Source organism: Limnohabitans sp. 63ED37-2 (genome assembly GCF_001412535.1).
GTDB lineage: Bacteria > Pseudomonadota > Gammaproteobacteria > Burkholderiales > Burkholderiaceae_C > Limnohabitans_A.
In genome coordinates, this window is record NZ_CP011774.1 from 1,800,913 (window position 1) to 1,825,289 (window position 24,377).

The 24,377-nt window shown below is 61.4% G+C and carries 25 protein-coding genes, 1 tRNA gene and 1 riboswitch; of the genes, 22 read left to right on the forward strand and 4 right to left on the reverse strand.

All coding sequences use genetic code 11. The features are described 5' to 3' along the window. From L63ED372_RS08550 to L63ED372_RS08590, 9 genes are all read left to right on the forward strand, one after another. Nucleotides 1-1,806, forward strand: a complete 1,806-nt coding sequence (locus L63ED372_RS08550) for a nitrite/sulfite reductase (protein WP_062405300.1) — start codon at nt 1-3, stop codon at nt 1,804-1,806. A 91-nt stretch (nt 1,807-1,897) separates the two neighbouring features. After that, nucleotides 1,898-2,275, forward strand: coding sequence for a DUF934 domain-containing protein (locus L63ED372_RS08555; RefSeq protein WP_062407850.1), 378 nt, complete (start codon nt 1,898-1,900; stop codon nt 2,273-2,275). Next, a complete protein-coding gene (locus tag L63ED372_RS08560) occupies nt 2,275-3,030 on the forward strand; it encodes a phosphoadenylyl-sulfate reductase (protein ID WP_062405302.1) in 756 nt (251 codons plus the stop codon). Before L63ED372_RS08555 ends, L63ED372_RS08560 begins: the two co-directional genes overlap by 1 nt. Before the next feature lie 162 nt (nt 3,031-3,192). Next, entirely contained in the window at nt 3,193-4,122 is a 930-nt protein-coding gene (gene cysD, locus L63ED372_RS08565) for a sulfate adenylyltransferase subunit CysD (protein ID WP_062405304.1), read from the forward strand. 20 nt (nt 4,123-4,142) lie between these two features. After that, a complete protein-coding gene (locus L63ED372_RS08570) occupies nt 4,143-5,453 on the forward strand; it encodes a sulfate adenylyltransferase subunit 1 (RefSeq protein ID WP_062405306.1) in 1,311 nt (436 codons plus the stop codon). Between the two features lie 139 nt (nt 5,454-5,592). Beyond that, nucleotides 5,593-5,922, forward strand: a complete 330-nt coding sequence (gene fdxA, locus L63ED372_RS08575; protein WP_062405308.1) for a ferredoxin FdxA — start codon at nt 5,593-5,595, stop codon at nt 5,920-5,922. Between the two features lie 64 nt (nt 5,923-5,986). Continuing rightward, nucleotides 5,987-7,024 (forward strand): NAD(P)/FAD-dependent oxidoreductase, encoded by a 1,038-nt coding sequence (locus tag L63ED372_RS08580; RefSeq protein WP_062407851.1) that lies wholly within the window; start codon nt 5,987-5,989, stop codon nt 7,022-7,024. Nucleotides 7,025-7,051: 27 nt separating this feature from the next. Further along, nucleotides 7,052-7,154: riboswitch (TPP riboswitch) on the forward strand. Between the two features lie 68 nt (nt 7,155-7,222). Then, nucleotides 7,223-9,385 carry a TonB-dependent siderophore receptor gene (locus L63ED372_RS08585; protein ID WP_062405310.1) on the forward strand — a complete coding sequence of 721 codons (2,163 nt, stop codon included), beginning with the start codon at nt 7,223-7,225 and terminating at the stop codon, nt 9,383-9,385. Between the two features lie 79 nt (nt 9,386-9,464). Beyond that, nucleotides 9,465-9,540, forward strand: a tRNA-Asn gene (locus L63ED372_RS08590). A 70-nt stretch (nt 9,541-9,610) separates the two neighbouring features. On the opposite strand, the gene L63ED372_RS08595 is transcribed toward L63ED372_RS08590, so the two are convergent. After that, nucleotides 9,611-10,063 carry a helix-turn-helix domain-containing protein gene (locus L63ED372_RS08595; RefSeq protein WP_062405312.1) on the reverse strand — a complete coding sequence of 151 codons (453 nt, stop codon included), beginning with the start codon at nt 10,061-10,063 and terminating at the stop codon, nt 9,611-9,613. Between the two features lie 229 nt (nt 10,064-10,292). Here L63ED372_RS08595 and L63ED372_RS08600 point away from each other — a divergent pair, with 229 nt between their 5' ends. From L63ED372_RS08600 to L63ED372_RS08635, 8 genes are all read left to right on the forward strand, one after another. Beyond that, a complete protein-coding gene (locus L63ED372_RS08600) occupies nt 10,293-11,060 on the forward strand; it encodes an SDR family oxidoreductase (protein WP_062405315.1) in 768 nt (255 codons plus the stop codon). A 23-nt stretch (nt 11,061-11,083) separates the two neighbouring features. Next, nucleotides 11,084-11,974: a DMT family transporter gene (locus L63ED372_RS08605; protein ID WP_062405316.1), complete on the forward strand. Its 891-nt coding sequence runs from the start codon at nt 11,084-11,086 to the stop codon at nt 11,972-11,974. Nucleotides 11,975-12,111: 137 nt separating this feature from the next. Continuing rightward, nucleotides 12,112-13,173, forward strand: coding sequence for a cyclase family protein (locus L63ED372_RS08610; protein ID WP_062405317.1), 1,062 nt, complete (start codon nt 12,112-12,114; stop codon nt 13,171-13,173). A gap of 104 nt (nt 13,174-13,277) precedes the next feature. Further along, nucleotides 13,278-13,655, forward strand: a complete 378-nt coding sequence (locus tag L63ED372_RS08615) for a hypothetical protein (protein WP_062405318.1) — start codon at nt 13,278-13,280, stop codon at nt 13,653-13,655. Then, nucleotides 13,652-15,013 carry a chromate efflux transporter gene (gene chrA, locus L63ED372_RS08620; protein ID WP_062405319.1) on the forward strand — a complete coding sequence of 454 codons (1,362 nt, stop codon included), beginning with the start codon at nt 13,652-13,654 and terminating at the stop codon, nt 15,011-15,013. The genes L63ED372_RS08615 and chrA overlap by 4 nt, the downstream gene beginning before the upstream one ends. 94 nt (nt 15,014-15,107) lie before the next feature. Then, nucleotides 15,108-15,446, forward strand: coding sequence for a zinc ribbon domain-containing protein YjdM (locus L63ED372_RS08625; RefSeq protein WP_062405320.1), 339 nt, complete (start codon nt 15,108-15,110; stop codon nt 15,444-15,446). A 159-nt stretch (nt 15,447-15,605) separates the two neighbouring features. Further along, on the forward strand, nt 15,606-15,944 hold the full coding sequence (locus L63ED372_RS08630) for a hypothetical protein (RefSeq protein WP_062405321.1): 339 nt from the start codon (nt 15,606-15,608) through the stop codon (nt 15,942-15,944). Nucleotides 15,945-15,951: 7 nt separating this feature from the next. Continuing rightward, on the forward strand, nt 15,952-17,316 hold the full coding sequence (locus tag L63ED372_RS08635; protein WP_062405323.1) for an MATE family efflux transporter: 1,365 nt from the start codon (nt 15,952-15,954) through the stop codon (nt 17,314-17,316). Between the two features lie 46 nt (nt 17,317-17,362). On the opposite strand, the gene L63ED372_RS08640 is transcribed toward L63ED372_RS08635, so the two are convergent. The 3 genes from L63ED372_RS08640 to flgA all read right to left on the reverse strand — a co-directional run bounded on the left by L63ED372_RS08640 (nt 17,363) and on the right by flgA (nt 19,007). Further along, nucleotides 17,363-17,800, reverse strand: a complete 438-nt coding sequence (locus L63ED372_RS08640; protein WP_062405325.1) for a flagellar protein FlgN — start codon at nt 17,798-17,800, stop codon at nt 17,363-17,365. A gap of 7 nt (nt 17,801-17,807) precedes the next feature. Next, a complete protein-coding gene (gene flgM / locus L63ED372_RS08645; RefSeq protein WP_062405327.1) occupies nt 17,808-18,110 on the reverse strand; it encodes a flagellar biosynthesis anti-sigma factor FlgM in 303 nt (100 codons plus the stop codon). Nucleotides 18,111-18,233: 123 nt separating this feature from the next. Beyond that, nucleotides 18,234-19,007, reverse strand: a complete 774-nt coding sequence (gene flgA / locus L63ED372_RS08650; RefSeq protein WP_082431639.1) for a flagellar basal body P-ring formation chaperone FlgA — start codon at nt 19,005-19,007, stop codon at nt 18,234-18,236. Between the two features lie 81 nt (nt 19,008-19,088). On the opposite strand from flgA, the gene L63ED372_RS08655 reads away from it, so the two are divergent. The 5 genes from L63ED372_RS08655 (at nt 19,089) to L63ED372_RS08675 (ending at nt 24,342) form a co-directional block, all read left to right on the forward strand. After that, nucleotides 19,089-20,240: a hypothetical protein gene (locus L63ED372_RS08655; RefSeq protein WP_062405330.1), complete on the forward strand. Its 1,152-nt coding sequence runs from the start codon at nt 19,089-19,091 to the stop codon at nt 20,238-20,240. A gap of 206 nt (nt 20,241-20,446) precedes the next feature. Continuing rightward, a complete protein-coding gene (flgB, locus tag L63ED372_RS08660; RefSeq protein ID WP_062405332.1) occupies nt 20,447-20,836 on the forward strand; it encodes a flagellar basal body rod protein FlgB in 390 nt (129 codons plus the stop codon). A 2-nt stretch (nt 20,837-20,838) separates the two neighbouring features. Further along, a complete protein-coding gene (gene flgC, locus L63ED372_RS08665; RefSeq protein WP_062405334.1) occupies nt 20,839-21,264 on the forward strand; it encodes a flagellar basal body rod protein FlgC in 426 nt (141 codons plus the stop codon). A 14-nt stretch (nt 21,265-21,278) separates the two neighbouring features. Then, entirely contained in the window at nt 21,279-21,968 is a 690-nt protein-coding gene (locus L63ED372_RS08670) for a flagellar hook assembly protein FlgD (protein ID WP_062405335.1), read from the forward strand. Between the two features lie 55 nt (nt 21,969-22,023). Continuing rightward, nucleotides 22,024-24,342, forward strand: a complete 2,319-nt coding sequence (locus L63ED372_RS08675; protein ID WP_062405337.1) for a flagellar hook-basal body complex protein — start codon at nt 22,024-22,026, stop codon at nt 24,340-24,342. The last annotated feature ends 35 nt before the right edge of the window (nt 24,343-24,377 follow it).

The window sequence follows — 24,377 nt, forward strand, 5'->3', positions numbered from 1 at the left end:
ATGTACCAATACACCGAATTTGACAAACAATTTGTGCGTGCCCGCGCCGCACAACACCGCGATCAGTTGGAGCGTTTTGAAGCCGGTCAATTGAGCGCCGACGAATTCAAACCCCTGCGCCTGCAAAACGGTTGGTATGTGCAGCGCTACGCGCCCATGCTGCGTGTGGCTGTGCCTTACGGCGAAATCTCGGCCCCTCAGCTCCAAGTGCTGGCCCAAATTGCCCGCGACTACGACACGCCCGACCCCGCCCTGCTGGCCCACGCCCAAGCCACACAAGACCAAATTGCGGGTCCAGCCCCCAAACTGACCACCAATTACGGCCACTTCACCACCCGCCAGAACGTGCAGTTCAACTGGATTCCCCTGTCCCAGTCGGCCGACGTGATGGACCTCTTGGCCAGCGTCAACCTGCACGGCATCCAGACCAGCGGCAACTGCATCCGCAACACCACCACCGACGAGCTGGCCGGGGTGGCGGTGGACGAAGTGGTCGACCCACGGCCCTACGCCGAGCTGATCCGCCAGTGGAGCACGCTGCACCCCGAGTTCGCGTTTTTGCCCCGCAAATTCAAGATCGCCATCACCGGCGCAGCGGAAGACCGCGCCGCCATTGGCTGGCACGACGTGGGCCTGCAGATGGTCAAGAACGGCGCGGGCGAAATCGGCTTCAAGGTCTTGGTGGGCGGCGGCATGGGCCGCACACCCACAGTGGGCACCGTGATCCGCGAGTTCCTGCCCTGGAACCAGATCATGAATTACCTCGAAGCCGTGATCCGCGTCTACAACCGCTGGGGCCGCCGCGACAACATCTACAAAGCCCGCATCAAGATTTTGGTGAAGGCCGAAGGCCAGCGTTACTTTGACGAAGTCGAGGCCGAATACCAAGACATCTTGGTCAAAGACGGTGGCTTGCACACCATCCCACAAACCGAGTTCGAGCGCGTAGCGGCCTGCTTTGCTGCGCCTGCGCTGAACTTGCCAACAAGCACCTCCGAATGGGTCGTCCAGGCCGAAGCCGATGTCGCCATCGAAGCAGCCAAAACGCCCGCCTTTGCCCGCTGGCTGGCGCAAAACGTGAAGCCTCACCAAAACCCTGCTTTGCGTGCCGTGACCCTGTCTTTCAAGCGCCCAGGCCAAGCACCCGGCGACGCCACCGCCGATCAGCTGGACGCTGCTGCCGCCCTGGTGACCCAGTTCTCTGCAGGCGAAGCCCGCGTGACCCACAGCCAAAACCTGGTGCTGCCTTGGGTGCGCCTGGACCAGCTGCATGCGCTGTGGTTGCAAGCCAAAGCCTTGGGCCTGGCCCAGCCCAACATCGGTTTGCTCACCGACATGATCGCCTGCCCCGGCGGAGACTACTGCGCTTTGGCCAATGCCCGCTCACTGCCTTTGGCGGCAGCCATCACCGAGCGTTACCAAGACCTGGACGAGTTGAACGACCTCGGTCACATCGACTTCCACATCAGCGGCTGCATCAACTCCTGTGGCCACCACCACTCGGGCCACATTGGCATTTTGGGCGTCGACAAGGACGGCAAAGAGTGGTACCAGGTGACGCTGGGGGGCTCCGACGGCAAAGCCTTGTCTGGCCCCACAGGCCCCGGCAAAGTGGTGGGCCCTTCGTTCTCGTCGGTGGAAGTGCCGGATGTGATCGAAGCGGTTTTGGACACCTACAAAGCCCTGCGCCAGCCCATGCAAGACCGCGACGAACACTTTATCGAGACCCTGCGCCGTGTGGGCCACGACCCGTTCAAAGCAGCGGCCAACGCGGCACGCCACCCCGTCGAAGAAAGCACCACCTGACCCGCCTGTTGGAGCCCTCCCTGTGGCGATGGCCTGCAAAACGCCACAAAAAAACCGCCCACAGCGTGGGCTCCTGCCCAAGAAAACGACCATGAAAATCATTTCAGCCCAAGAACACCACGTCCTTGAATCGCCAACGCACATCACATTGGCCAACGACGTCGACCCGCGCACGCTCGACCTGAGTGGCGTGACCCGCATCGATTTGCAGTTCCCCAAATTCACCGACGGCCGCGCCTACAGCCAAGCCTTTTTGCTGCGCCGCCGCCTGCGCTTTGCGGGCGAGTTGCGTGCCACGGGCGACGTGCTGATCGACCAGCTGGTGCAGATGCAGCGCACAGGCTTTGACGTGGCCGTGCTCAAAGACGGCGTGGATGCCAGTGCCGCGCAGCGCCAGCTGGACCGCTTCGCCGGGTTCTACCAAGGCTCGGCTGTGCAGACGCAGCCTCACTTTGCCAAGGCCGCGTGATGTCCTCACGCCTGATTTCTTCGCGCAACGCCCCGGCCAAAGCCACCGCGCTGCACGCCCAAGCCAGCCCCGACTTTGCCGCCAAACTGGCCGAGACCCAGGCGCTGCTGCGCCGCGCGGCGGCCGAATTCGCCCCTGTGGCCCAGGCCTCCAGCTTGGGCGCTGAAGATGTGGTCATCACACACCTCATCAACAGCCTGCAACTCGACATTCCGATCTTTGTGCTGGAGACCGGCGCACTGCACACCGAAACCCTGGCCCTGCTGGAGCGCACCCAGGCGCATTCGCGTGCGCCGATCAACGTCTTCCGCCCGGTGCAGGAATCGGTGATCCGGTTTGTGCGCGAGCGTGGCCAGGACGCGATGTACAAATCGATTGAGCTGCGCAAAGCCTGCTGCGGCGTGCGCAAGATGGAGCCGCTGGCCCGTGCGCTCAAGGGCCAAAAGGCATGGATCACCGGTCTGCGCCAAGAACAATCCACGGCCCGAGCCAAGGTGCCTTTGCTCGACGAGAGTGAAGTGGCCAGCAAGTCACTGTACAAGTTCAACCCCTTGGCCAAATGGACTTGGGGTGATGTGTGGCACTACATCGCCACCAACCAGGTGGACTACAACCCGCTGCACGACCAGTTTTTCCCGAGCATCGGCTGCGCGCCTTGCACACGGGCCATCAGCCTGGGCGAGGAGTTCCGCGCCGGGCGCTGGTGGTGGGAGGACGAGGCGGCCAAGGAGTGTGGACTGCACGTCAAAGCTTGAGGGTGTGATGTGTGACGGGCTCGGGGGCACAGTGGGCTCCTCAGAAGTCGCTTCGCGCCACACATCGTCACCCCCTGCACCCCCGATCCCGCCACACATCACTTCGACCGACTTTGGATATGCCTGGGCACCCCTTGCCCTGATTGAGATGAGAAAAAAAGCATGAACGCCATGACACAAACCGAGTTGCACACCCTGAGCAACAGCCACCTGGACGCGCTGGAAGAGGAAACCATCTTCATCCTGCGCGAAGTCGCCGCCGCCTTCGAGCGCCCCACTCTGCTGTTCTCTGGCGGCAAGGATTCGCTGGTCATGCTCAAGTGCGCCGAGAAGGCTTTTGGCGCGGGCCGCATCCCCTATCCCTTGCTGATGATCGACACCGGGCACAACTTCACCGAAGTGACCGACTTCCGCGATTCGCGTGCGAAGGAATTGGGTGCCGAGCTGATCGTGCGCAGCGTCGAAGACTCGATGAAGCGTGGCACCGTGCGCCTGGCCCACCCGGGCGAAAGCCGCAATGTGCACCAGTCGGTCACGCTGCTCGAAGCCATCGAAGAGTTCCGCTTTGACGCGCTGATTGGCGGTGCCCGCCGTGACGAAGAAAAAGCACGCGCCAAGGAGCGCATCTTCAGCCACCGCGACAGTTTTGGCCAATGGCAGCCCAAGGCCCAGCGCCCGGAGTTGTGGACGCTGTTCAACCACAAGCTGCAGCCGGGCGAGCACTTTCGTGTGTTCCCGATCAGCAACTGGACCGAGCTGGACGTGTGGCAGTACATCGCCCGCGAACGCATTGCGCTGCCTTCGATTTACTACACCCACCAACGTGAGGTGGTGGACCGCCGGGGCCTGTTGGTGCCGGTGACCGCGCTGACACCACCCAAAGACGGCGAAGAGGTGGTGGTGCGTGATGTGCGTTTCCGCACTGTGGGTGACATCACTTGCACCTGCCCGGTCGAGAGCACTGCAGCCACGCCCGAGCAAATCGTGATCGAGACGCTGGCGGCTGATGTGAGCGAGCGCGGCGCGACCCGAATGGACGACAAGACATCCGAGGCTTCGATGGAGAAGCGCAAAAAAGACGGCTATTTCTGATCACGCGGGAGCACACATTCATGAGCAACAAGCAACATTTCTCCGCCAAGTCCTCTGAAAGCAACACACAAACCGCGTTGCGATTCATCACCTGCGGCTCGGTCGACGACGGCAAGAGCACGCTGATTGGCCGCCTGCTGGTGGACACCAAGGCCGTGCTGCAAGACCACTTGGCGGGTGTGCAGCGCTCGGGCGAGACCGACTTGGCCCTGCTGACCGACGGCCTGAGCGCCGAGCGCGAGCAAGGCATCACCATCGACGTGGCCTACCGCTACTTCAACACCGAAGCGCGCAAGTTCATCATCGGCGACGCGCCCGGCCACGAGCAGTACACCCGCAACATGGTCACCGCGGCATCGAGCGCCGACGCGGCCGTGGTACTGGTTGACGCCATCAAGCTCGACTGGGCCAACCCCAACCTGCAACTGCTGCCGCAGACTCGCCGCCACTCGCTGCTGGTGAACCTGCTGCGTGTCCCGTCTGTGGTGTTCGCCATCAACAAACTCGACGCTGTGGCCGACGCCACTGTGGCTTACAACAACATCGCAGGCGCTTTGAACAAGTTCGCCCAAGAAGCGGGCATCACCGTGACCGCCATGGTGCCCGTGTCGGCCCTCAAAGGCTGGAATGTGGTCACCACAGAAAACAACGACCAGACCAACTGGTGCGGCTACACCGGCCCCAGCCTGCTCAGCATCCTCGAAGACCTGCCCGTGACCCCAGCCGAAACCGATGCGGCCTTCAGCTTCCCCGTGCAGTGGGTCGAAAAATTTCATGACTCCGGTGTGACCACCCAAGGCCGCCGCGTGTTCTGGGGCCGCGTGGCCACGGGCAGCATCGAGCCGGGCCAAACCATCCAAGTCTTCCCCAGCGGCCAGACTGCCGTGGTCTCGCAAGTGCTGTCAGCCACACGCCAACCCCAAAACAAGGCCGCTGGTCAAAGCGCAGGCATCGTGCTCGACCGCGAAGTGGACGTCTCGCGTGGCGATTGGCTGCTGGCCCAACACGGCAGCCCCGCAGGCCAGCGCCAGCTGAGCACCACCATCGCCTGGATGGACGACGAGCCCTTGGTGGCGGGTCGGGTGTACTGGGCTCTTCATGGCCACCGCTGGGTCAAGGCCAAGGTGCAGCGCGTGGAGCACCGCATGAACATCAACACCCTGGCCGAGGAAGAAGCCACCGAGCTGCCCCCCAACGCCATGGGGCATGTGACCCTGGCGCTGCAAGAGCCACTGACCACCTTGCCCTTTGCCCAGTCGCGCGTTTTAGGTGCACTGGTGCTGGTGGACACCGCCAGCCACAAGACCTCAGGCGCCGTGCTGGTGAATTGAAACGCCCCCGGTTTGCCGCCCATAGCCCTGTTGGCCTCATAGACACCGCCAGCCGGGCACCCGGGCGCCCCGGAATCCCCCTTAAAATGTGTAATCTGCGTTGTTTGGCGGCGCAAAACTCCTTCACTCCGAGTCCATCATGACCCACGTTGTTTCCGAATCCTGTATCCAGTGCAAATACACCGACTGTGTGGACGTTTGCCCTGTGGATTGCTTTCGCGAAGGCCCCAACTTTCTGACCATCGACCCCGATGAGTGCATCGATTGCGCCGTGTGCATCCCCGAGTGCCCCGTGAACGCGATCTTTGCCGAAGAAGATCTGCCCGCCGACCAACAGCACATGACCAAGCTGAATGCCGAGTTGGCCCTGTTGCCTGGCTGGAAAAGCATCACCAAACGCAAAACCCCCATGCCCAACGCCGACGACTGGAAAGACAAGACCGGCAAGTTGTCTGAGTTGATCCGCTGAACGTCCTGACTGGCCGAGCCATTCGGCCTGAATGTTCGGCCCTTTTTTCTCACAAGCCACTCCCATGACCACCCCCATCGATACCGAAGCGCTGGTCATTGGCGCAGGCCCCGTGGGCCTGTTTCAGGTCTTCCAATTGGGCCTGCAAGGCATCCCCTGCCACCTGATCGACGCCCTGCCCCATGTGGGCGGCCAATGCGCCGAGCTGTATGGCCAAAAACCCATCTACGACATCCCGGGCATTCCGTTTTGCACCGGCCTCGAACTGATTGAGCGCCTGCAGCAACAAATCGCCCCCTTTCAACCCACCCTGCACCTGGGCCAGCAAGTGGACAGCGTCGAGCGTCTGCCCGACCAGCGCCTGTTGGTGACCACCAGCGCGGGCCAGACCTTTCGCACCACCACCTTGTTCATCGCTGCGGGTGTGGGCGCTTTTGTGCCACGCCGCATGGCGCTGGAGGGCCTGTCGGCTTTTGAGGGCACACAAGTCTTTGCAGAGCACCCCGCCCCCGAGCGCTGGGCGGGCCAGCACCTGGTGGTGGCGGGCGACGGCGACAGCGCTTTGCAAACCTGCCTGGATGCGTGCCAAGGCCCACAAGCGGCGGCCACCGTCACCCTGCTGCACCGCCGCGACCAATTCAGCGCCGCACCTGAGCTGATCGCCCAGATGCGCCAAGCCTGCACCGAGGGCCGCATGCGTTTTGTGGCCAGTCAACCCACCGGCTTCACCCTGGCGCAAGGCCGCCTCAAAGCGCTGGAGCTGCTCAACCCACAAGGCGAGACCGAGTGGCTGAGCCTGGATCTGCTGCAAACCTGTTTGGGCCTCTCGCCCAAATTGGGACCCGTAGCGCAATGGGGTCTGGCTATGGAGCGCAAACAACTGGTGGTCAACACCGAAAACTTCGGGACTTCGGAGCCCGGTATCTTTGCGGTGGGTGACATCAACACCTACCCCGGCAAAAAGAAGCTCATCCTCTGCGGCTTCCACGAAGCCACGCTGGCCGCCTTCGGCGCCGTGGCCCTGCTGCGCCCCGAAGAAAAGACCCTGCTGCAGTACACGACAACGTCCACGCTGCTGCACCAACGGTTGGGCATCGCCTAAAATCCAACCCGCGCCGTAATCCTGTGGCGCATTCGCTGGGGGTGTTGGTGGCTGCAAAACCACCGACTGAGAAAGTCCCTTTGAACCTGATTGAGGTAATCCTCGCGCAGGGAAGCTTGTCAAAAGAACGCTGCCCCTCTCCCGGGCAGACTGCGTTCCCAGTCAGCCGACCTGCCATAACGTTGAAGGAAAAACGTCATGGCATTTTTTTCGCCATTTTCACGCCGGTCATCGGGCCGATTTGCATTTCGCGCCAGCCACATCGCGAGCGCCGTTGCAATGCTGACACTGGGCAGCGCCCATGCGCAAAGCCAGAACGAAATCACCGTCACCGACACCGCCCCTTCGCAGGTCAGCGGCTTTGGTGATGCACCCTTGAGCAAAGCCCCGTTCAGCGCTGTCAGCATCGACCGGCAAACCCTGCAAGACATCGGTGCCCAACGCGTGTCCGACGCCTTGCGTCTGGACGCCAGTGTGGCCGACAGCTACAACTCGCCCGCCTATTGGGACGTCTTGAGCGTGCGCGGCTACACGCTGGACAACCGCTACAACTACCGCCGCGAAGGCTTGCCGATTTCGGCCGAAACCATGATCGGCATGGACAATAAAGAACGCATCGAGTTGTTCAAAGGCACCAGCGGCATCCAGGCCGGCACCAGCGCCCCGGGCGGCTTGGTCAATTACGTGGTCAAACGCCCGCCCTCGGCACAAAACAGCACCGTGCGTGATGTCAGTGCCAGTTTCGGCCCGGGCCACAGCAGCAGCATGGCACTGGATCTGGGCGGCCGTTTTGGACAAGACCAGGCGCTGGGCTACCGCTTCAACGCTGCCTACGAAAACCTGGACCCGTACATCCGAAACACCGAAGGCCACCGCCACCTGCTCGCCTTGGCCATGGACTGGCGCCTCACGCCCGACAGCCGTCTGGAGTGGGAGTTCGAGCGCAGCGAACGCCAGCAAATGGGGGTGAACGCCTACAGCTTGCTGGGCAACACCCTGCCCAGTCCGGTGGACGGCCAAAACAACCTCACCCGCCAGCCTTGGTCGGTGCCGGGTCTGTTTGCTGGCCAAACGGGCAGCATTCGATTCAAACAAAACCTGCAGGGCGGCTGGTTGTGGACCACACAATACGGCGCTCAGCGCTTGCGCACCGACGACCGTTTGAGTTATGCCTATGGCTGCAGCGCCCAAGAGCTCTGGGACCGCTTTTGCAGCGACGGCGGTTTTGACCTGTACGACTACCGCAGCGACAAGGAACGCCGAAGCAGCGATGCGCTGCAAACCGATCTGAGCGGCGCCCTTGAGCTGGCCGGTCTGCGCCACCACCTGGGTCTGAGCCTGATGCGCAGCCGCTTGCTGGACCGTCCCTCGGCCATGCAGGCCTACAACTGGGCGGGCACGGGCAACATCGACGGCACCTTCAACAGCCCCGAGGCCCAACCCACACCGGGTGAACTGAACACCGAGCGCAGTGAATACAGCACCGAAATCGCCCTGCGCGACCGCATCGAGTTAACTTCGCAAACCGCCCTGTGGCTGGGCCTGCGCCACACGCGTTTGAGCCGCGCCAGTGAGCGCACCGACGGCAGCCGCGCGGTGCAAGACGAGCGCAGCTTCAATACACCTTGGCTGGCCCTGACGCACCAAATCACGCCCGCTTACCTGGTGTACGGCAGCTACGGAGAAGGCATCGAAACCGATGTCGCGCCCAACCGCAGCCGCTACACCAACGCCGGACAAGCCCTGCCCGCGCTGCGCAGCCAGCAGTTGGAGGTCGGCGTCAAAGGGCAATGGGCCCGCACGCGCTGGCAAGCGAGCTGGTTTGACATCACCCGCCCTGTGGCGGGCGATGAAGGTGCCTGCGACGAGGCCAACACCTGCACCCGAAAAATCGACGGCCAGGCCCGCCACCGGGGGCTGGAATTGTCAGCAGGCCTCACCCAAGCGCAATGGCAGTGGGACATCGCCACCGCCTGGACCGATGCCAAGCGTCAACAGGCCAACATCGACCCCAGCGTGAACGGCCAACGCGCCTTGAACGTCCCTCGCATGAGCCTGCGTGCCATGGCGCAATACCGTTACAGCGCCATCCCTGGCCTGCGCAGCAGCCTGCGCCTGAACCACGAAGGCACGCGCTGGGTGACCGAAGATGGCGCCATCGAATTGCCCGCTTGGACCACACTCGATCTGGCCACGCATTACGACACGCGCATCCAGGGCATGCGCACACAATGGACGCTGGCCATCGACAACTTGGCCGACCGCCGCTACTGGCGTGAGTCTCCCAAACAATACGGCCACTACTACCTCTACCCCGGAGCGCCGCGCACCCTGCGATTGGCGCTCAAGACCAGCTTCTGAAAGCGGGGCTGCAAGATTTTCAAAAAATCTGCGCCCCCTCTCAAAACAGGCTAAAAATCGCTCTATAATCCAAGTCTGTTCCTCAATAGCTCAGTCGGTAGAGCGCCGGACTGTTAATCCGTAGGTCCCTGGTTCGAGCCCAGGTTGAGGAGCCAAAAAACAAAGAAAAAGCCCACCCCAAAGGTGGGCTTTTTTTTGGCCCAACATTTGCCGGGCCACACGCCATCACGGCACCTGGTTTGGCGTCGACATCTGCGCTAGCCGCGCTGTCACCTCTTTTTTTCCCAGCTTGCGCACGGCCGCGATGGCTTGGAGTTGCGCTGCTCGGGGCTTGGACTTGCCCGCCTCCCAGTGGTAGACAGACTGGTTGGACACGCCCAACAACTGGGCCATCTGCACGGCCGACAAACCGAATTTTTTGCGCAATGACGCAAAGCCATCGGCCCGAAAGCGCAGGCTCTGGGGCTCCGTTTCTTCCTTGACGGGCGTGATGGTGCGGGTGGGTGTTTTGGCCAAGCGGCGCACCACCGCCTCCAGACTGGCGATGCGCCTTTTGAGATCGGCGATCTCGGCGCGGTGTGTGGCTTGGGCCTTTTTCAGAACCGCCGATTGGGTGCGCGATTCTTTTTTGGCGATGCGTGAAATCTCGGTTTTTAATTGGGCTGCAAAGTTGCTCATAGTCTGTCCATCCGTTCAGAACAATGATCATACGCACACCATGCGCCCAGCGCCTGGCCATGATGGGTCGTGTGGCGTGCCGATTCGTTGCGTGGTGATCGGCTGACATGTCGGCTGACATGTCGCCTGAGCAGCAGGCCAAACGGCAATGGCTGCTTAAATACAGAAACTGAGCGCCCCATCAGCCTGATGGGGCCGACAGCTTGAGCACTTGAACAGAGGAGCCCCCATGAACCCTTCACTCAAAGGTCAAATCGCTTGGATCACCGGCGGAGGCAGTGGCATCGGGCTGGCCGGGGCCATGGCGCTGGCCCAGGCCGGGGCGCATGTGGTGATCTCGGGCCGCAACGCCGCCACCAACACCAGCACTTTGGCGGCCCTGCAGACCGTGGGCAGTGCCCAGGCCCTGCTGCTGGACGTGGCCGACAAGCACGCCGTCAAAGCAGCCGTGCAGCAGATTCTGGACCAACACGGGCGCATCGACATTTTGGTGACCAGTGCGGGGACCAACGCCACGCAGCGCAATTTCGACGTGGTCACGCCCGAGGCCTGGGACGACGTGGTGGCCATCAACCTGTCGGGTTTGTTTTATTGTGTGCACGCTGTCTTGCCCGCCATGCGCCAGCAGCAAGGCGGCTTGATTATCAACGTGTCCTCATGGGCGGGGCTCTACGCATCCAAGCTCACTGGCCCGGCCTACAACGCCACCAAACGCGCCGTGCTGGCCCTGACCGAATCCATCAACATGGAAGAGTGCACAAACGGCATCCGCGCCACATCCCTCTTGCCCGGCGAAGTGGCCACGCCCATTTTGGACAAGCGGCCCGTGCCGCCGTCTGCCGAGCAACGCGAATTGATGGTGCAGGCCGAGGACATGGGCCAGGCCATCCTGTTTGTGGCGCAAATGCCTGCACGCACCTGCATCAACGAGTTGATCATCTCCCCCACCTTCAACCGCTTTTACACAGGCGGGCTGGAATCACCGCCCAAACGCTGAGCCCGGTGGCATCTCCCCAGCCCATGAGCCAACTTTTCAGCGACAGCGCCCGGCACCGCCGCATCGGCATTGCGCTGGTGACGGTGACCACCTTGATGTTTGCGGTGCTCGATGCCTCGGCCAAGTGGCTGGTGGTCACCTTGCCCGTGATGCAGGTGGTGTGGATGCGCTTTCTCACGCATTCGCTGTTTTCCGTCGCGGTGTTTGCACCATCGGTCAAAGGCGACTTGCTGCGCTGGCGGCACCCGCGATTGCAGCTGCTGCGCGGCTTGATGCTGGCGTCCATGACGGCGCTCAATTTCTGGGCCTTGCAGTATTTACAGCTGGCCGAAACCGGGGCCATGCAGTTTTCCGTACCGATTTTGATCGCCCTGCTGTCGGCCTGGTGGCTGGGCGAGCGGCTGGACGCCAAGCGCTGGCTGGCGATTGCGGTGGGCTTTGCGGGCGTGTTGGTCATCATCCGCCCTGGCAGCCAAGGCTTTCACCCGGCCATCTTGTTGTCAGCCCTCAACGCCATTTTGTATGCTCTCTTCAACATGATGACGCGCTACCTGGCCAGCAGCGAAAACCCGGCCACCACGCAAATGACCTCGGCGGTGGTGGCCACTTTGGCGCTGACGCCCCTGGCGCTGTGGCAATGGCAACAACCGGCCACGCTGCTCGAGTGGTTCGTGATGGCGCTGGCGGGTTTGTGTGGCGGCATTGGACACTACTTTGTGGCCGTGGCGCACCGCTATGCCTCGGCAGCGGTGCTGGGGCCGTTTTTGTACCAGCAGATCCTTTACATGACGGTGCTCGGCTGGCTGGTCTTTGGCCAGGTGCCCGACATGGCCGTGGTGCTGGGTGCCTTGGTGGTGGTGGGCAGCGGCCTGTATTTGTTGTGGCGTGAGTTTCAAGGTCAAATCGAGGCGTGATCGACCCAAGCCTGCGCCAGTTTGGGCCAAGCAGCCCACAGTCAGATCGGTGACACAAAGCCAGCCTCACAACGCACAAGATGCGAGGCACGCACAGCACGCATCTTGTGCTTGGGACGTCACCACAGGAGTTTTGCATGTCTACTTCTCCCCGTTGGAAACACCGCCCACCCGGCTCGAACTGGGGCGACTTTGGGCCTGACGATCAGTACGGTCGCATAAACCTGTTGACCCCCGAGAAAGTGTTGCAAGGTATGCAAGAGGTGCGCACGGGGCAAACCTTCAACCTGAGCCTGCCGCTGGATTTTCCGGGGGGCAACGTGCTCAACCCCCGGCGTCAGCCACCTGTGCTGCGCCCCACCCTGCGCGGTGACAAGCCCAACATGAACTACCAACTGCTGTGCGACGACCCGGCCTGCACCGATGTGGTGTGCGACGACTTGGTCATCATGCACTTGCAGTACAGCACCCAGTGGGACAGCTTGGCGCATGTGGGCTCGATGTTCGACGCCAACGGCGACGGCGTGACTGAGCCGGTGTACTACAACGGCTTTCGTGCAGGCACCGATGTCGTGGGGCCCAGCAGTGGATCGGGCGCTGGCATTTTTGGTTTCCCCGAGATCGCCCGCGAATCCACCTCTTCGGCCAAGGCCTTGGGCATCGAGAAGATGTCTGAGCGCTGCGTGCAAGGCCGCGCAGTCATGATCGACCTGCATGCCCACCTGGGCCGCGAGCGGGTGCGGGTAGGCTACGACCTGCTGATGGACATCATGCGCAAGGACAGTGTGGTGGTGGAGCCCGGCGACATGGTGTGCCTGCACACGGGCTTTGCGCAGATGCTGCTGGAGATGAACAAACAGCCCGACCCGCATGCGGTGGAAAACTCGTGCGCCGTGCTGGAGGGGCGCGACGAGCGGCTGCTGCAGTGGATCACCGATTCGGGCCTGGTGGCGCTGATCGCCGACAACTACGCGGTCGAAGGCTTGCCCGCCACACCTCGCCCCGGCAGCTGCGCAGCTTTGCCCTTGCACGAGCATTGCCTGTTCAAGCTGGGCGTGCACCTGGGCGAGATTTGGCACCTGACCCCATTGGCCAACTGGCTGCGCGAGCAGGGTCGCCACCGCTTTTTGCTCACGGCACCGCCCCTTCGCTTGCCCGGGGCCATTGGCTCGCCCGCCACGCCCATCGCCACCGTGTGAGTCCTCTGACAATTCAGCGGCTTGGGCAGCGACAATCGGGCAGCCGGAAAAAAGTTCCTGGAAGAAAAAATGCCGATTAGGGAATGCCGGTAAGGAAGTGGCCGATGGATTTGCAATTGCTGGACTTTGACTGCAGTGAAGACACCGAGGGCGTGGTGTGCTGGGACGCGCTGGCGCAGCCGCTGCCGCGCCACAACCACGCTTTGCTGCAGGAGGTAGCGAAGGTGCTGGCCTGGGCCCATGGCTTTGACGCACAAGGCCCCGGTCCGCTGGAGGACGGCGCCCACTGGGACTTTGACCTGCAAGCCACGCTGCGCCCCGAGGGCCCTGACCCGCAAGCGGCCCGCCTGATGTTGGACCCCCAAACGGGTCAGATCACACTTTCAGCAGCCGATCTGGCGCACCCCCTGGCATTGAGTTTGAGCCTCAGTGGCACGCCCGGCTTTGCTCAAGCCTTTCGCGAACACTGGGGCGCCCCATGACCGCCCCCCAAGCCGTCACGCAGGTCCACAAAAGCCATACCCAGTCCCCCACGGTGAGCTGGCGCGAAGCCCTGAAGTTCTGGTGTTGGCTGGGCTGCATGAGTTTTGGCGGCCCCGCCGGGCAGATCGCACTGATGCACGAAGAGTTGGTGGTGCGCCGCCGCTGGATGTCTGAAAAACGTTACCTGCACGCGCTGAACTACTGCATGCTGCTGCCCGGCCCCGAGGCGCAACAACTGGCCACTTACATGGGTTGGTTGATGCACGGCACACGTGGCGGGATTGCCGCCGGGGCCTTGTTTGTGCTGCCGTCTTTGGTGCTGCTGATCGTGCTGAGCTGGGCCTACACCGCTTGGGGGCAACACCCATGGGGGCAAGCGCTGCTGTGGGGCTTAAAGCCTGCCGTGACGGCGTTGGTGCTGCAAGCGGCGCACCGCTTGGCCCTGCGCACTTTGAAGGCCCGCTGGTTGTGGGTGCTGGCGGTGCTGGCCTTGTTGGGCATGCTTTGGGGCCTGCCCGCGGCCGTGATCATTTTGGGTGCAGCGGTCACCGGCTATGTCGTGTCGCGCCAAGCACTGTCCCCTCCTGCTCCTGATGCGAAGCCCGCAAGTCCCACTCCTGCCTCCAACTCTGCCCCAGCTTGGTTGGACGATGACACACCGCCGCCGCCCCACACGCACTACAGCCACCCGCGCCTGGTGCGGGCGCTGGCCATCGGTGTGGGGCTGTGGGCCCTGAGCCTGGGCCTGATCGTGCTGGTGTTTGGCCTGGGCCACACCCTCACACAAATGGGTGGCTTTTTCACCCAAGCGGCCTTTCTGACCTTTGGGGGGGCTTACGCAGTGCTGCCCATGGTGACCCAGGCGGCGGTGGTGCATTACGGCTGGCTCAACGCCGCGCAAATGATGGACGGTCTGGCATTGGGCGAGAGCACACCAGGCCCGCTGATCATGGTGGTGGCGTTTGTGGGCTTTTTGGGGGGGCACAGCCAGGCTTTGTTTGGCCACCCTGTGCTGGGCGGCGTGGTAGCCGCCTGCGTGGTGACCTGGTTCACTTTTTTGCCCTCGTTTGTGTTCATTTTGGCGGGCGGCCCCCTGGTGGAGTCCACACGCCACATGCCCTCACTGACCGGCCCCCTGCAAGGCATCATGGCGGCGGTGATCGGCATGATCGTTTACCTGGCGGGTGTGTTTGCCCGCCAAACCTGGCTGCCCGGAGGCTGGCACATGCTGCCCGATCTGGGGGCCATGGCACTCACCGTTTTGGCCACCTGGTTGCTGATTCGCAAACAACTGAGCGTGTTCAAGCTGCTTGGCCTGTGCACGGTGCTGGGCCTGGTGTGGCAATTGTGGGTCTGACCCTGAGCAACCGGGCCAAAACGAACCGAGCCAACCGGGGCAAAAGCCGCGTCAAGCAGAGGACAATGGTGGCCTTTGTAACCCCAGACACCCCATGAGCACCCTGCCCCCTTGCCCCCAATGCCACGACGAATATGCTTACCCCGATGGTGACCTGCTGATTTGCCCCAGCTGCGGCCATGAGTGGCATCCGGGCGAAACCACCCCCTCCGAAGCGGCCAAAATCTGGAAAGACGCCAACGGCAATGTGTTGCAAGACGGCGATACCGTCACCTTGGTCAAGGACTTGAAGATCAAAGGCTCCTCGGCCGTGGTCAAAGTGGGCACCAAGGTCAAGAACATCCGTCTGATTGAAGGCGACCACGACATCGATTGCAAAATCGATGGCTTCGGTCCCATGCAACTCAAAAGCGGGTTTGTGAAAAAGGTCTGAGCCTGCAGCCGTTTTTATCAGGCGCCAAGATGTTCCCGGTGCCCTCGGTCTCCGTCAAACGCGACAGGTTCTCCCCCAAAACCAGTATCGCCATCCCTTTTTAAAATCCGAACCTGTGCGTCTGTGCGTTAATTCACCTCCAGAACGCCCGCCCAGACCATGACCTCAGAATTCCAGATCGACATCCCCGCCTCCTTCATGGCGCTTTACGTGCCACCCGGCAAGATCAAGCCCACACTGGGCCAGCGCGAGCTGGCCGCCCGTTACGAGTTGTGTGAAGACTTGGCCAACCTGTTGACAGAAAAAGCCGCCAACATGCAATTCACACTGGGCATCACCGAAGAGCTGGTGCTGGCGCAATGCGAGGCCGGTCTGTTGGCAGAGCCTGCCGTGGTCACCCCGGACGAAGCACGCTGGGTGGTGTGCCGCCTGGCCGAGTTGCTGCAGTGGCCGATGTACCAGCTCTTGCAATCGCCTGCCGCCCACACCGCCCGGTGACCCCGCCATGAGCACATCCGATCTGCACAGGCTGCTCACAGCCCCCATCCTGCCCACCTTGCTGCGCTTGGCCGCTCCCAATGTGCTGGCCATGGTGATGACGGTGCTGGTGGGTATTGCCGAGACCTATTACGTGGGCCGCTTGGGCACGACCCCCTTGGCGGCCATGGCGCTGGTGTTCCCGTTTGCCATGCTCACCCAAATGATGTCGGCCGGTGCCATGGGCGGGGGCGTATCGGCCGCCATCAGCCGGGCCCTGGGCGCCTCGGACCTGGTGCGGGCGCAAAGCCTGGTGCAACATGCCTTGCTCATTGGCCTGGGCGCAGGCCTGGTCTACAGCGCCCTGTTTCTGCTGTGGGGCCCTGACTTTTACGCTTGGCTGGGGGGTCGTGGTGCCGTGCAAGACCAAGCGGTGCAATACGGCCAAGTGCTGTTTGCAGGCGCCGTCTTGGTCTGGCTGCTCAACACACTGGCCTCCATCGTGCGGGGTACGGGCAATATGCGTGCGCCCTCTTTGGCGCTGGTGGCCACAGCATTGCTGCAAATTGCGCTGAGTGGTGCGCTGTCCTTGGGAGCGGGTCCGGTGCCTGCCTTGAGCATGGTGGGGGTCGCCTTGGGCCACATCTTGGCCACAGCCGCAGGCGTGCTCTATTTCCTGTGGTACCTCATTCGCAGCCAGGGGCGCTTGACGCTGCACCTGCAGGGCTTTGTGATTCAGCGCAGCTTGTTGGCCGACATCTTGCGGGTCGGGGCCGTGGCCTGCTTGTCGCCCGTGCAGTCGGTGCTGGCGATCCTGATTTTTACCGGCCTGCTGGCGCAGCTGGGCACCGAGGCACTGGCAGGCTACGGCATCGGCCAGCGGCTGGAGTTTTTGCTGATACCCATCGCCTTTGGCATTGGCGTGGCCGCTGTGCCCATGGTGGGCATGGCCATGGGCGCGGGCCAGGTGGCACGGGCGCGGCGCGTGGCCTGGGTGGCCGCGGGTCTTTCAGCCCTGAACCTGGGGGTGATCGGTGCGGTGGTCACCCTGGCCCCAGATGTGTGGGCACGCCTGTTCACGCAAGACGAGACCGTTCTGGCCTTTGCGCGGCAATACCTGGTGACGGCCGGACCGGCCTTTCCTTTCTTTGGGCTGGGGCTGACGCTGTATTTCGCATCACAAGGGGCAGGCCAGGTCATTGGGCCGGTGCTGGCCGGCACAGTGCGGCTGGTTTTGGTGGCGGGGGCGGGTTGGTGGTTGGCGCAACACCAGGGCACGGCGGGCGATTTTTATGGTTTGGTGGCCTGGGCCATGGTGATTTATGGAGTGGTCACGGCTGCGGCCGTGGCCTTCACGCCTTGGGCCTCTTCAGCTGGCCGCGCCTCCAAGTGAGTCAAGACCCGACCCACAAGCGACTCAAACCCAATGAGGCAGCCGCTCAGGCATCAAAAAAAGGCGTGGATTTGTGGCGGCGGGAGACTTGACCGAGGCGGTCATAGAGATCAACGGTGGCCGCTGACTCGCCCTGAAGGGCCTGCAAAGCACCTTGGACCGCCTGCAACTGGCGCTGCAGCAGCTGCATGTTGCGCAAATGGTCTTGTTTGCACTGGAGCAGGTCGGGCTGGAGGTTTTGCCACTGGGCGGGCACCGGATCCAAGCCAGCCGCCCACTGGGCGACTTGAGACAGACGCTGCAAAATCTGAATTCTTTCTTCCTGCAAAGCCTCAAAGCCCGCCATGTCGCGGGCTTTCAACACTTCAAACTCCTGCGCCAACAACTCGGCCAGACGTGCAGCATCCACCGGCGCATGGGCGAGCAAGGCGTCCATGGTGCCGTTTGGCGTGCTCGATGCCGACAAGCTGGGGCTCAGGCTCATGCCAAGCTTATTCCGAGATCATTTTTTCAATGGCCATGAAACTTTCGGCGATGCGGCGCGAGTCCAGCGGGTATTGACCTTGCTGGATGGCCGTTTTGATGGCATCCACTTTGGCGCGGTCGAATGCTGGCTCTTGAGTGGCTTTTTGGGCCACAGCACTCAGCTTGACTTCGTCAGTCTGGGGCGCCAATACCTTGCTCAAGCCTTCGGGCGCTGCATCAGCCGAGCGCTCCTGGGCCTTCGCAGCCGCTTGGCGACTGGACGAGTCCAATTGGGCTGCCCGACGGTAACTGGAGATGGGATCAGTCATGATGGTTCTCTTTTCTGGTCTCTGTTCAATGAGCTGAGACCTCGCTCACAAGGAGAATCGACACCTGATTCTAGAACTTGAGCCCAACAGATCAAAATATTTTGAATTTCACGATAGGGTCATTCAAAGCCCCTGAACCTGGTTGGGACCTTTGACCAATCCCGTGAGCATACGCCCAGAATCGCGGTTTTTGAGCTTGATTTGCTCACCATATCGACCATCTTGCTGCGCTTCTACCCGGGCCGAGATCTGAAAACCCTGGGCTTGCCCCACCGACATCAGCACCATCTGCCCCCTTTTGACGAGCACGGTGGGCCGAATGTCTTGGCTGCGCAGCGGGGTGTCGGGGCGGACATCACGCAACACCTCGCTGTGCAAAATTTGGGACATTTGCTCCAGCACATTGACGGGCATGCCTGGAGTATCGACAGTAGCCAGCCGAACATGAGCCTCGGTCAGGATCATTCCGCGCTGCAGGGGGACAGCGGCCACCAGCACCTGGCGTTTCTCAACCGGGGCGGATTCTGCCTTGGCCTGCCCGGGCTGTACCGCCACGCGCCCGGCCACGGTCACACGCACAAACAGTTGCCAAGCCGGTTGGGCGCAGCGCACACGAATGGTGTCGGGGCTGGCAAAGGGCAAGTCCATGTTCAGCGGCTTGCTGCAGGGCTGGATCTGCAGGCGTGGGTCCAGCGGTGCCAGCACCACCGCCTCGGGCGCCACCGATTGGGTTTGCACCACCCATTCAATCACCGACTTTTGCAGGGCCGCAGCGGGCGTGGCGGGTACCGCCGCCACGGCAGACCAGCTGCTCAGACAAAAGACCACCCCAAACCAGAGGCCACGAATGGTGACCTGATCCAGAAGTCGGCACAGCATTTGCATGGAGGGTTTCATAAGTGTGGAAGTATTGACAGTCATCATGGTTCCCATCATTCAAGCAAAAACGAGACCAGCCCCAAAATACACGCCTCCGACATGAGCAACCTGTTGCCCCCCTTGCCCAGCCTGCCCGCGCTGAGCCCCTCTGCCCCATCGGGCAGCGGTGCGCTGCTGCCCGCAACAGGCCGCGCCGGGGCCTTTGGGCAGCTGCTGGCCGATGCCACGCCTCGCAGTGGTGTGGTCCAAGCGCAGGAAGGCGACACCTTGATCGGTCTGGTCAAGGCCCATTACCGGCAAAACCAGCAGCCCATTAGCGAGCACCAGGCCATGCGCCTGGCCCACCAAGTGGCCGCTCGCAACCAGATTGACAACCCGAACCTGATCCTGACAGGTCAAAAGATCGATTTCTCCAGCCTGCAGATGCCCGCCTTGGCACGGGGTGAAGCGCCAGGACCGCTGGAACTGAACGCGGCCAAAACCCAAGCGGTGTCACAACTGACCACCTCTGCGGCTTTGACCGCCAACGCTTTGGCCAGCCGCCCGACCGCTTGGGTCGGGAAATCGGCCGCCAACGGCCAGCACCCGGTGCTGGACAAAACACTGGACCGCGCCGTGGCCAAAGGCTTTGTGCCCGCCAAGGAAATCCCGGCCGTGAAAGACAAAATTCTGGCTCTGGCCGATCGTTACAACTTTAAGCCCGACGACTTTGCCCGCCTGAGCCTGATGGAGAGCGGCGGCCTGAACCCCCAGGCCAGCAACGGCCATTGCCACGGCATCATCCAATTTTGTGATGGACCCAACCGGGGGGCCGCCTCGGTGGGCTTCAAAGACAACCCGCGGGCGATTTTGGGCATGGGCTTGTTGCAGCAACTGGATCTGGTGGAGCGCTACTTTTCACAAGCCGGTCTGCGCGTCAACGGCCCACCCATCGGGCTGGACGATTTGTACCTGACGGTGCTGACCCCGGCTGCACGGCAAGAAACACGGCCCGATGCCCCTTTGCCGATTGCCGGACCCCAAGCGCGTTACCTGCATGTGGGGCAAGACACGCGCGGCCCCATCACACGCAACTCCATCCTGGCTGGCCTGCACACCCTGACCAATGCCATGCTGCCACCAACCGCCCGAGCGGCGGTGGCTCCCGTGGCCGAGGCCGTGGGCAAAGCGGGCATGACCCGCCTGTACGAAGAGGTCGCCGGCACATTGCCAACGGCCTTGCCAAGCGCTTTGCCCACCGCCCTTCGGTGAGCAGCGGCAATTCTTGGCCGCAGCCCTTTGCCGCTGACGGCAAATTGCCGCTCTGACCGGCAAGGGGCATGGGCTCTAATTCCAAAGACAACAAATTGACTTGGCACGGCTTTTGCAGCTATCGACCTCAAACCGCTCAACTTGAGCGCCCTTCGTCAAAAAACTGACGGAACTTGACCATAGAAACCGCGACCACAGGAGTCCAGATGAATTTGTTGAACCAAGCACTCGGCGTGCACGAACAAGCTTTGCAAGTCAAAAGCCGCCGCCTGGAAGTGTTGGCGCAAAACATCGCCAACGCCGACACGCCCAACTACAAAGCACGCGACATCGACTTCAAGGCGGTGCTGGGGGCGGCCCAACAACAAGACACCGCCATGACGGCCACGGCCTCCGGCCACTTTGGCGCTGGCCAAGAACTCAGCCCCGATGGCATGCGTTTTCGCACACCGTTCAACACCTCCTTTGACGGCAACACCGTCGAGATGAGCGTGGAACAAGCCCAGTACGGTAAAGCCGCAGCCGACTACCAGGCCACCTTGAGTTTTCTTGAAAACCGTGTGAGCAGTGTGCGCAAAGCCCTGCGAGGAGACTGACCATGAGCATGGACAACATTTTTGGCATCGCAGGCTCCGCCCTCAATGCGCAATTGACGCGCATGAACTCCACCGCCTCCAACCTGGCCAACGCTGGCACGGTCTCCACCACCGAGCAAGACGCTTTTCGCGCTAAACGTCCCGTCTTCAAGGCACTGGTCAACGAGCAAATGACCAACGCTGGCGCACCTTATGTCGGCGGCGTGAAGATTGACCGCATGGCCGATGACACAGCCCCCCCTCGCCGGGTATCAGACCCCAGCAACCCCTTGGCCGACAAAGACGGTTACGTCTACCAGACCAATGTGAGTGAAGTCACCGAAATGGTCGAAATGATGGCCGCCGCACGGTCTTACCAGAACAACGTTGAAGTGATCAACACCGCGCGTCAACTGATGATGCGCACCTTGGACATCACCAAGGCCTGACCCGAAAGCACCCCATGGCCACCACCAACGTGACATCCTCCAGCCTGCTCAAAAACGTCTCGCGCTACGAAGACGTGAAAGACGCGGCCAAAAAAACCAACGAAGACATGGGCAAGCAGGAATTCCTGACCTTGTTCACCGCACAACTGCAAAACCAAAACCCGCTGGAGCCTGTGAAAAACGAGGCTTTTGTGGCCCAACTCGCGCAGTTCTCGCAGCTCGAAGCGCTGACCAATATGCAAGGCTCGCTGGACAGTTTTGTCAAATCCATGTCAGGGGAACGTATGCTGGGCAGCGCCGCGTTGATCGGCAAAAAAGTGTCGGTGACCGACACCCCCACACAGCTGACCACAGGCGGCACCATCGAGGGCAGCATCGACCTGCCCACGGGTGCCAGCAGTGTTCAGCTCAGCGTTTTTGACAGCCAAGGCCGCTTGGTGCAAGAGCTCACGGCAGGACCGCAATTGCCGGGCACAGCGCCCATTGCATGGAACGGCATGGATGCCTCAGGCAAGCCCGCGCCCAGTGGCATGTACCTCTTGAGCGCCACCGCCGTGGTCAATGGCAAGAGCAGCCCCATCCCCGTGAACACCTTGTCCACCGTGCGTGCCATCTCCAGCAACCCGACCGATGGCAGCGTCAGCGTCGAAGTTGACGGTGGCACAACCATGTTGCTGACCGACGTCAAGCGCGTCGGCAGCTGAGCCCACAAGACGCCCCCAACCTTTTACACCCAACGCCTCACAGGAGCCCTCCAGCATGTCGTTCTACACCTCGCTCACCGGACTGAACTCGGCCACGGCCCAATTGGCCGTCACCTCCAACAACATCGCCAACGTGGGCACCTCGGGCTTCAAGCGCTCGCGGGCCGACTTCGGTGACATCTTCTCCACCTCGCCCCTGCAAAAGTCCTCGAGCAACATCGGTCAGGGCGTCTCGCTCAAGCAAGTGAGCCAGGAATTCAGCCAGGGCAACATCTCCACCTCGGGCAACTCGCTGGACCTGGCCATCACCGGTGACGGCTTTTTCCCGCTCAAAACGCCGGACGGCCTGCAGGACATTTACACCCGCAATGGCTCCTTCACCCTGAACGACCAAAACAACGTGGTCAACTCCACAGGTCAACGCCTGATGGCCGCCTCGGTGGACTCGTCCGGCAAAGCCGATTTGACCAACCTGAATGCACTGACAATTCCGTCCAAGACCTCCGGCGAAGCCGTTGAAACCACCAAGATCCAGTTGGGTCTGAACCTGCCCGCTGACTCGGCCGTGATCACCGCCGACTTTGACCGCAGCAATGCCAGCACCTACAACAAAAGCACGGCCTTGACCGTGTACGACAGCGGCGGCAACGGTTATTTGGCCACGGTGTATTACGTCAAAACCCAGAACGCCACGATGGACAGCCCCTTCTCGAAGTGGCAGTCCTACTTCTTTGTGGGCGACACGCAAGTCAAACCCGCATTGCAACAAGCAACTGACACGACAGGCAGCGCATTGTTCGTCAACAAGTATGGCGATGTCTTGCCCAAAACCGACTCTCGCGTGATCCCCAGTTCAGGGACCACAGAGATGTACTCACTTGACGAATTGACCGACATACGTCCATCTTCACCGGCTACGGTAGTAGGCAACTTTTTGGAGGTTAACGGAGATGGTAACTTGATCGGTGCGACTCCCGGTACCCAATTGAGTTTCAATATCAAAGTCGATGATTCCTTCGATGTCAATAATCTCCCCGAAGGATATACAACTGTCCTCTACACCTTACAGGCAGGTGATTCTGACCCAGATGTTCTGGCCAAAAACCTTGAAGTTGCCTTCAACAATGTTTTGGGTGAACTAGAAGATGATGGTGTAGATAAAAATGCTCGTTTCGGAATTACCGTCTCATTTGACCCTGACCAAGCAAGATTCTCTGTGTCCTCTGGAACAACGGGAGACGGATCTTCAATTCACATTTACGATGCAAATCCTGCTGCCACCAGTTTGATGGGGTTGGATACCGCATATGACGGCACAACAAATAATCAAGCCCTGCGCGGAAAGGCCAGTGAGCCTGCGGTTCTGAGTGGCGAGGTCATGACCATCAACACGGCCAAAAGCATCCAGGTCACGTCTTCGAACAAGGACTTCTTTGTGTCGGTGGACGGCATTGCCGCCAAAATCGACTTACCCTATCCAACCACTTACACCAACATTGAAGGCTTTGCCAAAGCGCTGCAAGACAAGATCAACAGCATCGTAGATCCGGAAACTGGCCGCAAAGTGCTCGGTGTGACGGTGGCTTTTGACCCCAAAACTAAGCAACTGAACTTCACCACCGGCACCACCGGCAACAACGCCGCCATCCAGGTCTCTGGTGCCGCGGACTGGGGTTTGGCCAACACCGAGATGCAGTTTGGCACCACCACCGAGTGGAAAAAGCTGACGCAGTTCACCGAAAACGGGGCCCCGCAGTTCGTCAAGAACGGCGAACAAACCGAAGACGGCGAGGGTGTATCCGACAAAACCGAATGGTGGCCTGTTTACTTGGACCGTGGCGAGTTGAGCTTTGACCTGACCGGTAAGCCCGTCTCTCCGCTGACCGATATGCCCTTCGAAACCGCCTTCTTGCAAGGCGGTAAGGGTGCGTTGACCATGTCAATTGACTTCACCAAGTCGACCCAGTACTCCAGCGCCTTCGCGGTGTTGTCCCAGTCACAAGACGGTGCGCCAGAAGGCGAGTTGATGGGCCTGAACATCAACCCCGATGGTCTGGTCAATGCCACCTACTCCAACGGCTCCCAAGTGTCACTGGGCAAGATCGTGCTGGCCAACTTCTCTAGCCCCTCGGGCCTGCGCCAAGTGGGTGACGCCAGTTACCTGGCTTCCGCCTCATCGGGCATGGCCAAGATCGGTGAAGCGGGCTCGGCGGGCTTCGGCTCGATCCGAGCGGGTGCTACCGAGCGTGCCAACGTGGACTTGACCCAAGAGTTGGTCGACCTGATCACCGCACAGCGGAACTTCCAGGCCAACGCCAAGGCCATTGAAACCAGCTCCACCATGACCAGCGCGATCATCAACATCCGTTCTTGATGCACTGAACCCCACGCGTCTGAACCACCGAGAAA

What these genes read in the sequence shown, in the direction of transcription:
- L63ED372_RS08550 (WP_062405300.1), top strand. Translation starts at nt 1, where the DNA reads ATGTACCAATACACCGAATTTGACAAACAATTTGTGCGTGCCCGCGCC.
- L63ED372_RS08555 (WP_062407850.1), top strand. Translation starts at nt 1,898, where the DNA reads ATGAAAATCATTTCAGCCCAAGAACACCACGTCCTTGAATCGCCAACG.
- L63ED372_RS08560 (WP_062405302.1), top strand. Translation starts at nt 2,275, where the DNA reads ATGTCCTCACGCCTGATTTCTTCGCGCAACGCCCCGGCCAAAGCCACC.
- cysD (WP_062405304.1), top strand. Translation starts at nt 3,193, where the DNA reads ATGAACGCCATGACACAAACCGAGTTGCACACCCTGAGCAACAGCCAC.
- L63ED372_RS08570 (WP_062405306.1), top strand. Translation starts at nt 4,143, where the DNA reads ATGAGCAACAAGCAACATTTCTCCGCCAAGTCCTCTGAAAGCAACACA.
- fdxA (WP_062405308.1), top strand. Translation starts at nt 5,593, where the DNA reads ATGACCCACGTTGTTTCCGAATCCTGTATCCAGTGCAAATACACCGAC.
- L63ED372_RS08580 (WP_062407851.1), top strand. Translation starts at nt 5,987, where the DNA reads ATGACCACCCCCATCGATACCGAAGCGCTGGTCATTGGCGCAGGCCCC.
- L63ED372_RS08585 (WP_062405310.1), top strand. Translation starts at nt 7,223, where the DNA reads ATGGCATTTTTTTCGCCATTTTCACGCCGGTCATCGGGCCGATTTGCA.
- L63ED372_RS08595 (WP_062405312.1), bottom strand. Translation starts at nt 10,063, where the DNA reads ATGAGCAACTTTGCAGCCCAATTAAAAACCGAGATTTCACGCATCGCC.
- L63ED372_RS08600 (WP_062405315.1), top strand. Translation starts at nt 10,293, where the DNA reads ATGAACCCTTCACTCAAAGGTCAAATCGCTTGGATCACCGGCGGAGGC.
- L63ED372_RS08605 (WP_062405316.1), top strand. Translation starts at nt 11,084, where the DNA reads ATGAGCCAACTTTTCAGCGACAGCGCCCGGCACCGCCGCATCGGCATT.
- L63ED372_RS08610 (WP_062405317.1), top strand. Translation starts at nt 12,112, where the DNA reads ATGTCTACTTCTCCCCGTTGGAAACACCGCCCACCCGGCTCGAACTGG.
- L63ED372_RS08615 (WP_062405318.1), top strand. Translation starts at nt 13,278, where the DNA reads ATGGATTTGCAATTGCTGGACTTTGACTGCAGTGAAGACACCGAGGGC.
- chrA (WP_062405319.1), top strand. Translation starts at nt 13,652, where the DNA reads ATGACCGCCCCCCAAGCCGTCACGCAGGTCCACAAAAGCCATACCCAG.
- L63ED372_RS08625 (WP_062405320.1), top strand. Translation starts at nt 15,108, where the DNA reads ATGAGCACCCTGCCCCCTTGCCCCCAATGCCACGACGAATATGCTTAC.
- L63ED372_RS08630 (WP_062405321.1), top strand. Translation starts at nt 15,606, where the DNA reads ATGACCTCAGAATTCCAGATCGACATCCCCGCCTCCTTCATGGCGCTT.
- L63ED372_RS08635 (WP_062405323.1), top strand. Translation starts at nt 15,952, where the DNA reads ATGAGCACATCCGATCTGCACAGGCTGCTCACAGCCCCCATCCTGCCC.
- L63ED372_RS08640 (WP_062405325.1), bottom strand. Translation starts at nt 17,800, where the DNA reads ATGAGCCTGAGCCCCAGCTTGTCGGCATCGAGCACGCCAAACGGCACC.
- flgM (WP_062405327.1), bottom strand. Translation starts at nt 18,110, where the DNA reads ATGACTGATCCCATCTCCAGTTACCGTCGGGCAGCCCAATTGGACTCG.
- flgA (WP_082431639.1), bottom strand. Translation starts at nt 19,007, where the DNA reads ATGAAACCCTCCATGCAAATGCTGTGCCGACTTCTGGATCAGGTCACC.
- L63ED372_RS08655 (WP_062405330.1), top strand. Translation starts at nt 19,089, where the DNA reads ATGAGCAACCTGTTGCCCCCCTTGCCCAGCCTGCCCGCGCTGAGCCCC.
- flgB (WP_062405332.1), top strand. Translation starts at nt 20,447, where the DNA reads ATGAATTTGTTGAACCAAGCACTCGGCGTGCACGAACAAGCTTTGCAA.
- flgC (WP_062405334.1), top strand. Translation starts at nt 20,839, where the DNA reads ATGAGCATGGACAACATTTTTGGCATCGCAGGCTCCGCCCTCAATGCG.
- L63ED372_RS08670 (WP_062405335.1), top strand. Translation starts at nt 21,279, where the DNA reads ATGGCCACCACCAACGTGACATCCTCCAGCCTGCTCAAAAACGTCTCG.
- L63ED372_RS08675 (WP_062405337.1), top strand. Translation starts at nt 22,024, where the DNA reads ATGTCGTTCTACACCTCGCTCACCGGACTGAACTCGGCCACGGCCCAA.